The 478-nt window shown below is 61.7% G+C and carries 1 protein-coding gene; it reads right to left on the bottom strand.

The features are described 5' to 3' along the window. On the bottom strand, nucleotides 1-478 hold a 478-nt coding region (locus RZO55_RS07820), incomplete at both ends, for a Nif3-like dinuclear metal center hexameric protein (RefSeq protein WP_318063727.1).

A 478-nucleotide genomic window follows, 5' to 3' on the forward strand; every position in this document is an offset into this window, starting at 1 on the left:
GCAAAAAGGGCAGTTGCAGCTTGCTCTTCAGGTATGGAAGGAGCTGTTTCAAAGGGCGCCTGGGGACTGCCAAGATGGTCGCCGCAGGCAACTCCTTCTCCACATACGCTTCCCAGCCCAACGATCGGATCAGCCCCCGGGCGATGAGGTCGGGCCGGCGGCGGTGGAGGGCGTCGTGGCAGCGATAGACGGCGAGGCCGGATGCCTCGATCCACCTTCTCTTCTCCCGAAACACGGAGTCCGGCTCCGGCATATCCGAGGGCCGGTGACTGTAAAAGATCCCTTCATGGCTGATCACCAGATTGGCCCTCAGCGCGATGGCCTGCCGGAGAACGCGATGGGTGGCCAAAAAGGTCGTCACGATCCCCCGGACGGGTGCATCCGGGTCGCCGAACAGGAGCCCGTCCACCGTGGGTTCCGTCTTCGGAACGCTTTCCTCCAACTGATCGATCACGGTTTGAATGGTGATAACCATAGC

Source organism: Clostridium boliviensis (assembly GCF_033342255.1).
Lineage (GTDB): Bacteria > Bacillota > Clostridia > Lachnospirales > Lachnospiraceae > Lacrimispora > Lacrimispora boliviensis.